The 9148-nt window shown below is 64.0% G+C and carries 10 protein-coding genes and 1 pseudogene; 3 read left to right on the top strand and 8 right to left on the bottom strand.

Translation table 11 applies throughout. The annotated features are described in order from the left end of the window. Positions 1–83 precede the first annotated feature (83 nt). Entirely contained in the window at positions 84–1322 is a 1239-nt protein-coding gene (gene fabF / locus ACYPXD_RS33560; RefSeq protein WP_459722734.1) for a beta-ketoacyl-ACP synthase II, read from the bottom strand. 112 nt (positions 1323–1434) lie between these two features. Here fabF and ACYPXD_RS33555 point away from each other — a divergent pair, with 112 nt between their 5' ends. Further along, positions 1435–1662, top strand: a complete 228-nt coding sequence (locus tag ACYPXD_RS33555; RefSeq protein ID WP_459722731.1) for a hypothetical protein — start codon at positions 1435–1437, stop codon at positions 1660–1662. Here the strand turns inward: ACYPXD_RS33555 and acpP are convergent. The 7 genes and pseudogenes from acpP to ACYPXD_RS33520 form a co-directional block, all read right to left on the bottom strand. Continuing rightward, positions 1652–1891: an acyl carrier protein gene (acpP, locus tag ACYPXD_RS33550; protein ID WP_004197638.1), complete on the bottom strand. Its 240-nt coding sequence runs from the start codon at positions 1889–1891 to the stop codon at positions 1652–1654. The genes ACYPXD_RS33555 and acpP overlap by 11 nt on opposite strands. Positions 1892–2039: 148 nt before the next feature. Beyond that, a complete protein-coding gene (fabG, locus tag ACYPXD_RS33545) occupies positions 2040–2789 on the bottom strand; it encodes a 3-oxoacyl-ACP reductase FabG (protein ID WP_459722709.1) in 750 nt (249 codons plus the stop codon). 161 nt (positions 2790–2950) lie between these two features. Next, complete coding sequence (fabD, locus tag ACYPXD_RS33540; RefSeq protein ID WP_459722706.1) at positions 2951–3883, bottom strand: ACP S-malonyltransferase; 933 nt, start codon at positions 3881–3883, stop codon at positions 2951–2953. A 189-nt stretch (positions 3884–4072) separates the two neighbouring features. Then, positions 4073–5062: a beta-ketoacyl-ACP synthase III gene (locus tag ACYPXD_RS33535; protein WP_459722703.1), complete on the bottom strand. Its 990-nt coding sequence runs from the start codon at positions 5060–5062 to the stop codon at positions 4073–4075. Between the two features lie 271 nt (positions 5063–5333). After that, positions 5334–6345: pseudogene (gene plsX / locus ACYPXD_RS33530) on the bottom strand (phosphate acyltransferase PlsX); the annotation flags it as partial. A gap of 220 nt (positions 6346–6565) precedes the next feature. Next, positions 6566–6745, bottom strand: coding sequence for a 50S ribosomal protein L32 (gene rpmF, locus ACYPXD_RS33525; protein WP_006025797.1), 180 nt, complete (start codon positions 6743–6745; stop codon positions 6566–6568). Positions 6746–6859: 114 nt separating this feature from the next. Continuing rightward, entirely contained in the window at positions 6860–7576 is a 717-nt protein-coding gene (locus ACYPXD_RS33520) for a DUF177 domain-containing protein (RefSeq protein ID WP_459722700.1), read from the bottom strand. Positions 7577–7846: 270 nt separating this feature from the next. Between ACYPXD_RS33520 and ACYPXD_RS33515 the strand changes: the two genes are divergently transcribed. Both ACYPXD_RS33515 and ACYPXD_RS33510 read left to right on the top strand, forming a co-directional pair. Then, on the top strand, positions 7847–8464 hold the full coding sequence (locus tag ACYPXD_RS33515) for a Maf-like protein (protein ID WP_459722696.1): 618 nt from the start codon (positions 7847–7849) through the stop codon (positions 8462–8464). Beyond that, positions 8461–9148: SAM-dependent methyltransferase (locus ACYPXD_RS33510; RefSeq protein ID WP_459722693.1), on the top strand; the 688-nt coding region annotated here is incomplete at its 3' end. The genes ACYPXD_RS33515 and ACYPXD_RS33510, both read left to right, overlap by 4 nt.

Genomic DNA, 9148 nt, shown 5'->3' with positions numbered 1-9148 from the left:
GTCGCAGCGCGATGCGCTGCGACGATCCGCCTTGGGATTCCTGCAGGGGGTGCGTAGGCGACTGCGTCAAACGCTAATGCCGCTTACGGGCGCTTGAACACCAGCGTCCCGTTCGTGCCGCCGAACCCGAACGAGTTCTTCAGCGCGACATCGATCTTCATCTCCCGCGCCGTGTTCGCGCAGTAGTCGAGATCGCATTCCGGATCCTGGTTGAAGATGTTGATGGTCGGCGGCGACACCTGATGATGCAGGGCGAGCACCGTAAACACCGACTCGAGGCCGCCGGCGCCACCGAGCAGGTGCCCGGTCATCGACTTCGTCGAGTTCACGACGATGTTCTTCGCGTGATCGCCGAACGCGCGCTTGATGCCGATCGTTTCCGCGAGATCGCCAAGCGGGGTCGAGGTGCCGTGCGCATTCAGATAGCCAACTTCGTTCGCATTGATGCGCGCGTTCTTCATTGCGGCCAGCATGCAGCGGCGCGCGCCGTCGCCGTCTTCGAGCGGCGCCGTCATATGGTACGCGTCGCCGCTCATACCGTAACCGGCCACTTCGGCGTAGATCTTCGCGCCGCGGGCCTTCGCGTGTTCGTACTCTTCGAGCACCATCACGCCCGCGCCTTCGCCGAGCACGAAACCGTCGCGGTCCTTGTCCCACGGACGGCTCGCCGTCGCCGGATCGTCATTGCGCTGCGACAGCGCGCGCGCCGCCGCGAAGCCGCCGATGCCGAGCGGCGAGACGGTCGATTCCGCGCCGCCCGCGATCATCACGTCGGCATCGCCGTATTCGATCAGACGCGAAGCTTCGCCGATGCAATGCAGGCCCGTGGTGCACGCCGTGACCATCGACAGATTCGGGCCCTTGAGGCCAAACTTGATCGACAGGTGGCCCGAGATCATGTTGATGATCGACGCCGGCACGAAGAACGGCGAGATGCGGCGCGGGCCGCGGTTCAACAGTTCGGTCTGCGTGATTTCGATCATCGGCAGGCCGCCGATGCCCGAGCCGACAACGACGCCGACGCGCTCGGCGAGCGCGTCGTCGATCTCGAGGCCGCTATCCTTGATCGCCTGTATGCCGGCCGCGATGCCGTAATGGATGAACGTATCCATATGGCGCGCTTCCTTGGCCGGGATGTATTCCTCGACGCTGAAGCCTTTGACCTCGCCGGCGAAGCGAGTGGAGAAATTCGACGTATCGAACTTCGTGATGTCGGCGATGCCGGATTTGCCGGCGACCAGATTGGCCCATCCATCGGCAACATTATTGCCAACAGGCGAAATCAGCCCCAGGCCTGTAACAACAACACGACGGCGGCTCACGGTAACCCCTTTTCCATAGAATGACGAAAGCAAAAGCGGCGGTTCAGCCCAAAGCAAAAGCCACAGCGGCAACAGGAAACGAGCCTGTGTACCCTGTGGCTATGAGTCTGGCATGAATGCCGGTAGCGGCGGCCTGGCCGCCTGTTCCACGCGTGGCGCGCGGGCCGCGCTGCGACGGCGCGCCGACACGGACAAGGCGGGCAACGCCGGCATAGGCGACGACCATGCAAGCAACGACAACGCAGTCGACGACAACGCGGGCGAAGACCATACGGGCAACAGCCACGCGGGCGACGGCCATGCAGGCGGCGATGCTGGCGCGAATGACCTTAGGCCTTGACGTTGGCGCGAGCGTAGTCGATCGCTTGCTGCACCGTGGTGATCTTCTCGGCTTCTTCATCCGGAATTTCCATGCCGAATTCGTCTTCGAGGGCCATCACCAGTTCGACGGTATCGAGCGAATCAGCGCCGAGATCGTTGACGAACGAGGCTTCGTTCTTGATTTCCGCTTCGGCGACGCCCAGTTGTTCCGCAACGATCTTCTTAACGCGTTGTTCGATGTTGTCCATTACCCCTCCAAGGGAAAAAAGTTCATAAATACAGGTGCGCGCATTTTATCAGGTTTGCCCCGCGGAAAAACGGCGCGCACGTTGCTGCGAAAGCTCTGTCCGCGCGCGTGCGAAACTGCGCTGCGGCGCGGATAGTAACCGAATTTGATTACGACATATACATGCCGCCGTTTACGTGCAATTCGACGCCCGTAATGTAGGCTGCTTGCGGCGAGGCGAGGAATGCGACCGCGTAGGCGATTTCTTCCGGCGCGCCCAGACGCCCCAGCGGCACCTGCGCCTTCAATGCGGCCTGCTGTTCTTCGGGTAGTACGCGCGTCATGTCGGTATCGATGAAGCCCGGCGCGACGCAGTTCACCGTGATGCCGCGACTGCCGATCTCGCGCGCGAGCGCGCGCGTCATGCCGGCCACACCGGCCTTGGCCGCCGCATAGTTCGCCTGGCCCGGGTTGCCCGATGCGCCGACGATCGACGTGATATTGATAATGCGGCCGCCGCGCGCCTTCATCATCGGGCGCAGCACCGCGCGCGAGAGACGGAACACCGCCTTCAGGTTCGTGTCGAGCACGGCATCCCAGTCTTCGTCTTTCATGCGCATGGCGAGCTGGTCCTGCGTGATGCCCGCGTTGTTCACGAGCACGTTGAGCGAACCGAACTCCTTCACCGTACCGTCGATCAGCGCTTCGACCGCGGCTGCGTCGTTGACATCGAGCACCGCGCCGCGGCCATTCAGGTTGGCTTCGCGGAACGCTTCGGCGATCGCTTGCGCACCGCTCTCGCTGGTCGCCGTGCCAATCACGATTGCGCCCTGACGCGCGAGTTCGAGCGCGATCGCGCGACCGATGCCGCGCGACGCGCCGGTGACTACTGCGATCTGCTTGTCGAGAGTTTTTTCCATCGTTGAATTCCGCTGTGATTCCACGCTGTGCCCGCTGTTCGCAGGCGGTTTAAACCCATCTGTCGCGGGCTCCGTGTGTGCCCGTCGTGTTCGTCGTCTGTTTGCCGGGGCGCTGCCGCTTTCCGCGGATTTCTGCCGTGCGCGCCGCGCTTTCTTTGCCGTTACGCGTTCGCGAGCTTCAGCGCTTCTTCGAGCGACGCCGGATCGACGATCGCCGCACCGGCGAGATTGCCGTCGATGCGTTTCGTGAGGCCAGCAAGCACCTTGCCCGGACCACATTCGAACACCTGCGTGACGCCCTCTTTCGCCATCGCCTGCACGCATTCGACCCAGCGCACGGCGCCGGCCGCCTGGCGCACGAGCGCATCCTTGATCGCAGCCGGCTCGCGCACGAGCGCGACGTCGACATTGTTGATCACCGGGATCGACGGCACCTCGATTTCGATGTTCGCGAGATACGTACGCAGTTGATCGGAAGCGGGCTTGAGCAGCGACGAGTGGAACGGCGCCGACACCGGCAACGGCAGCGCGCGCTTTGCGCCCTTCGCCCTGGCGATTTCGCAGGCCTTTTCCACCGCGGCCTTGTGGCCCGCGATCACGACCTGTGCGGGCGCATTGAAGTTGACTGCCTCGACCGTGCCTTCGGACGACGCTTCGCTGCATGCGGCGCGTACGGTGTCGTCGTCGAGGCCGAGAATCGCGGCCATGCCGCCGACGCCGACCGGCACCGCCGTCTGCATCGCTTGCGCGCGAAATCGCACGAGCGGCACCGCGTCGCGAAACTTCAGCGCGCCGGCGGCGACGAGCGCCGTGTATTCGCCAAGGCTGTGACCCGCGGCAATCGCGGGCGCCGGGCCGCCGGCCGCCTGCCATGCGCGGTAAATTGCATATGCTGCGGTCAGCATCACGGGCTGCGTATTCGTCGTGAGGTTCAGATCGTCTGCCGGGCCTTCGGCGATCAGCTTGCCGATGTCCTGGTTCAGTGCGTCCGACGCTTCCTGTACCGTCTCGCGCACAACAGGATGATCGCCGAACGCGTTCAGCATGCCGACCGATTGCGAGCCTTGGCCCGGAAAAACGAACGCAAATTTCATATCGCCCCCAAAATCGATGAATTCAGATGTGCGTGGTGATGCGCACGACGCTGTGTCTCGTGTGTGCGGGCTCCTGTGTTCGCGCAAGCGGCAACCGCTGTCACGCCGATGCGCGCGGCACGCTCACGACACTCAGGCGGCGCGCGGCCGCCGCCGTCACAGAAGAGGCCGTACAGGAACCGCCAGCCGTCAGAAACGGATCACCGAAGCGCCCCATGTAAAGCCGCCGCCGACACCTTCGAGCAGCACGGTATGGCCGCGCTTGATGCGGCCGTCGCGCACGGCGACGTCGAGCGCGAGCGGGATCGAGGCAGCCGACGTATTGCCGTGCTCGTGCACGGTGACGATCATCCGCTCCTGCGGCAGGCCGAGCTTGCGGCACGTGCTTTGCATGATGCGGATATTGGCCTGGTGCGGAATCAGCCAGTCGACTTCTTCGGCTTTGAGGTTTGCTTTTTCGAGTGCTTCTACTGCGACTTTTTCGAGCACGCCGACCGCGAGCTTGAACACGGCCTGGCCGTCCATGTGCAGGAACGCGCTGCCCGACACGACACCGCCGTTCACATTGCCCGGCGTGCAAAGAATGCTCGAGTAGCTGCCGTCCGCGTGCAGCGCGTTCGAGAGCACGCCCGGCTCATTCGAGGCCTGCAGCACGACCGCGCCCGCGCCGTCGCCGAACAGCACACAGGTGGTGCGATCGTTGAAATCGAGAATGCGCGAAAAGGTTTCGGCACCAACGACGAGCGCGGTGCGATGCTGGCCGCTGCGGATAAAGCTGTCCGCCGTCGCGACGGCGTAGGCGAAGCCCGAGCACACGGCCTGCACGTCGAATGCGGCGCCGTTGTTCCTGATGCCGAGCTTGTTTTGCAGCAGGCACGCGGTGCTCGGAAACACGAAATCGGGCGTCGACGTCGCGACGATAATGAGGTCGACCGACTGCGGATCGACATCGGCGGCTTCGAGCGCGCGTTGCGATGCGATCAGCGCCAGCTCGCTCGTCGTGACATCGGGTTCAGCGAAGTGGCGTGCGTGGATGCCCGTACGGGCGACGATCCATTCGTCGCTCGTCTCGACGCCCTGCTTCGCGAGACGATCAGCCAGTTCCTGATTGGAGACGCGGTGCGGCGGCAGATAACTGCCGGTGCCGAGCACGCGGGAGTAAAGAGTGGATTGCGCCATTATGCCTTCGAGGAAGATGCGGCGTAGGGCCCGGCACGACCAGTGCGGCCAGCGGCAGAACCCGTAGTAGCAGGACCCGCGGGACCGTCGGAGCCGACCGCGCCGGCAGACGACCTGGCGGGGTCCGCCGGATCGGCCGGGGTCGGCTCGGGGGTCGACCGTCCAGCACTGGCCGGATCGGATGAAGTGGACAGGTCCGCCGGCACGCCGTCCGCCGCGGCCACCGCCGCTGCGCCGCGCGCGGCCTGTGCCGTCGTCTGCGTCGCCTGTTCGAGGGAACCCGCGTTCTCCTCCATCGCGCGCGCAAGGCGGTCGAGCACGCCATTTTTGACGGCATCATACCCGCGTTTGATAGCCCATTCAAACGCGTACGCGTCCGCGGAACCGTGGCTCTTGATCACGAGGCTGCGCAGGCCGAGCAGCGCCGCGCCGTTGTATTGCCGATGATCGACGCGCTTCTTGAAACGCAGCAGCACCGGCAGCGCGAGCACGGCCATCACCTTGGTGAGCCACGAGCGGCCGAACTCTTCCTTGATGATGTCGGAGAGCATCTGCGCGAGGCCTTCCGACGTCTTCAACGCCACGTTGCCGACGAAACCGTCGCAGACGATCACATCGGTCGTTCCCTTGTAGATGTCGTCGCCTTCGACGTTGCCGCGGAAATTGAGCGTGCTCGCGCGCAACAGTTCGCCCGCGCGTTTGATCGTCTCGTTGCCCTTGATCATCTCTTCGCCGATGTTCAGGAGACCGATGGTCGGACGGTCCTTGCCCTCGAGTGCGGACACGAGCGCGTGGCCCATCTCGGCGAATTGCAACAGATGCTGCGGCTCGCAATCGACGTTTGCCCCGAGATCCAGCATCATCGTATAGCCGGTCGGGTTCGGCAGCGCGAACGCGATCGCCGGGCGCTCGATGCCGGGCAGCGTTTTCAGCACGTAGCGGGAGACGGCCATCAACGCACCGGTGTTGCCGGCGGAAATGCAGGCCTGCGCGTCGTCTTCCTTCACGCGGTTGAGCGCGACGCGCATCGACGAATCTTTCTTTTTGCGCAGCGCGACCTCGACCGGATCGTCCATGGCGACGATCTCGCTCGCCGGCACGACTGTCAGCGCCGGCTCGTTCAATGCCTTCAGCTTCTTCAGTTGTGCGCGGATCGCGCTCTCGATACCGACCAGCATCAGCTGCGCGTCGGGATGCGAGCGAACGAAGTTGACGGCAGCGGGGACGGTCACGGACGGGCCGTGGTCGCCTCCCATGCAATCGATCGTGAGTTTTACAGTCATCGAGTGCGACGAATTTCAGACACAAAAAAGCGGCAAGTGAATGCCGCCTTTTCGAGGTGTCGGGAAAATGTCAGGCGAGTGTCTGTCAAGCCGGCACGGAACAGCCTAATCGTTGAATCCGCTGCAGTGGCCGCAATGTGAACCGCAGCCGCGGAACCGGCAGCGACGGACCAATCGCCGCGCGCAACGCCTGTGAAAGGGCGCAACACGCTCTCGCCGATTAGTCGTTCTTCGTCTTGACGACTTTCTTGCCGCGGTAGTAGCCGTTCGGGCTGACGTGGTGACGCAGATGCACTTCACCCGTGCTCGGCTCGACTGCGAGCGGCGCCGTGGTGAGGAAATCGTGCGAACGGTGCATGCCACGCTTCGACGGCGACTTCTTGTTTTGTTGAACTGCCATGATAACTCCTGAAAATTTTCCGAATTCTAACACAGCGCGATGTCGCGACAGCCACTGGCTGGTCCGCTAACCGGTCCGCCTCGCGGCTCGCCTCGCGCTACCCCTGCAACCTGTTCAATGCTTGCCGCCAGATGTGTCCGACCCGTCGTCCGATCCTTCTTTGGACTCATCGCCGGACCCGCCCGCGCCTTTCGATTTCAGGCCTTGCAGCACCGCAAACGGATTCGGCCGTTGCGCCTCGACTCCGCCTTTTTCGTCTGCTTCATCGTGCTCGTCGCTGCCTTCCGTACCGGCCGCGCCCGAGCTCAGACTCTCGTGCACCTCGGGACAAACCTCGTGCTTGGGCACGAGCGGCAACGACAACAGCAATTCTTCCTCGATCAACTCGACGAGATCGAACTGGCGCGAGCCCACGATCACTTCGACTTCATCCTCATCGAGCGGAAACTCTTCAGCTTCCGCTTCAGTGCCGACGATCCGATAAATCGCGTCGACATTGAATGCCTGCTCATACGGCGCAAGGCAGCGTTGACATTCGAGCCACGCGCTACCGTGAATCGCGAGCCGCAGATACGGCTGCGGACCTTCGGTGCCGTCGTCCTGCAATTCCGGCTGCGTCGATCCTTCGGCTTGCCAGGTGAACGCGGTGTCGCGTTCGTCTGCTGGCACGTCCGCCGGGACTTCGTTTAACATGCGCGGCAGTTGCGAGACGCGCACGACACCGGCGGCTTGCCGCCCGCTGCGCGCAAACTCGAATACATCGAGTTGCCGCGGATCGACGGCGGCGGGCATGCCTTTGTGCTCAGGTCTGTGCTCAGTCGAATGCGTCATGTGCGTCCCCTGCCTGCCCGGCAAGGCTCCGCTGGTCGTGCGCCAGTCGTGCGCCCTGGTTGTATGCCAGTCGTGCGCTGGGTGCACGCTGGTTACACCGCTGGTTACACGCTGGTTGCACATCGCTGGCCGCATTGATGCGCACCGCTTCCGCAGGAGCCACCGCTAGAAAAGCCCAAAACTATATCCGTTTTGTCTTTTCGAGTCAAACACTTAAGCCGCTGGATACGACGACACACGCGGACCCCCTTTCAACACCCGTTTTCCACCATGCCGGAACCGCTCAAAAGCCCGCCCCGTCTGATTCTTGCGTCGAGTTCACGCTACCGCCGCGAATTGCTCGAACGCCTGCGCATTCCGTTCGATGTCGCTGTGCCGGACATCGACGAAACGCCGCTGGCCGGCGAAAGCCCGCAAGCCACCGCGTTGCGCCTCGCCGAGGCGAAAGCGCGCGCGGTCGCGGCAGGCCTCGCCGCCGCCGAACAAGCGCTGATCATCGGCTCCGATCAGGTCGCGACCTTCGACGACCTGCAGATCGGCAAGCCCGGCACCCACGACAAGGCGCTCGCGCAGCTGCAGGCAATGCGCGGCCGCGACGTGCTTTTCCACAGCGCGCTTTGCCTGTTCGATAGCCGCTCGCGCGATGCGCAGCGCCTCGACGTCGTGACCCGCGTGCGCTTCCGGAATCTTCCCGATGCCGCGCTCGACGCCTATCTGCGCGCCGAAACACCGTACGACGTCGCGGGCAGCGCGAAGGCCGAAGGGCTCGGCATCACGCTGATCGACGCGATCGAATCGGACGATCCGACCGCACTGATCGGCCTGCCGCTGATCGCGCTGTCGGGCATGCTGCTCGCCGCGGGCTATCCGCTCTGGGGGACGCAATGAGCGGCGTGCTCTATCTGATCCCCAATACGCTCGGCGACGGCGATACCGACGCGCTCGACGCCGTGCTTCCCGCGCCCGTCCGCGCACGCGCCGCTGCGCTCGGCTATTACATCGGCGAAAACGCGAAAACCACGCGCGCGTTCCTGAAGAAAGTCGGCACCGAGCGGCCGATCCAGGAAATCGAGATTCGCGAACTCAACGTGAATACGCCCGCCGGTGGAATCGACCGGCTGCTCGCGCCGATTCTCGCAGGCGCCGACGCGGGGCTCGTCTCGGAAGCCGGTTGCCCGGCCGTCGCCGATCCGGGCGCGCTGCTCGTGCGGCGCGCGCACGAGCGCGGCGTCAAGGTCGTGCCATTCGTGGGCCCGAGTTCGATTCTGCTGGCGTTGATGGCGTCGGGCCTGAACGGCCAGAGCTTTGCCTTTCACGGCTATTTGCCGGTCGATGCGAGCGAGCGCGCAAAGCGCTTGCGCGAACTCGAGCAGCAGTCGCGCAAGGCAAAGCAGACCCAGATCTTTATCGAAACGCCGTATCGCAATCGCGCGCTGCTCGACACGCTGCTCGCGTCCTGCGCGCCGTCGACGCTCGTCTGTGTCGCAGTCGATTTGACGCTTGCGAGTGAAACGATCGTGAGCCGCGCGGTCAGCGACTGGAAGAAGAAGCCGGCGCCCGATTTGCACAAGC

The organism is Paraburkholderia sp. 2C, from assembly GCF_054589215.1.
The sequence above is the reverse complement of the archived record's forward strand: the minus strand, read 5'-3'. Positions and strand labels throughout refer to the sequence as shown.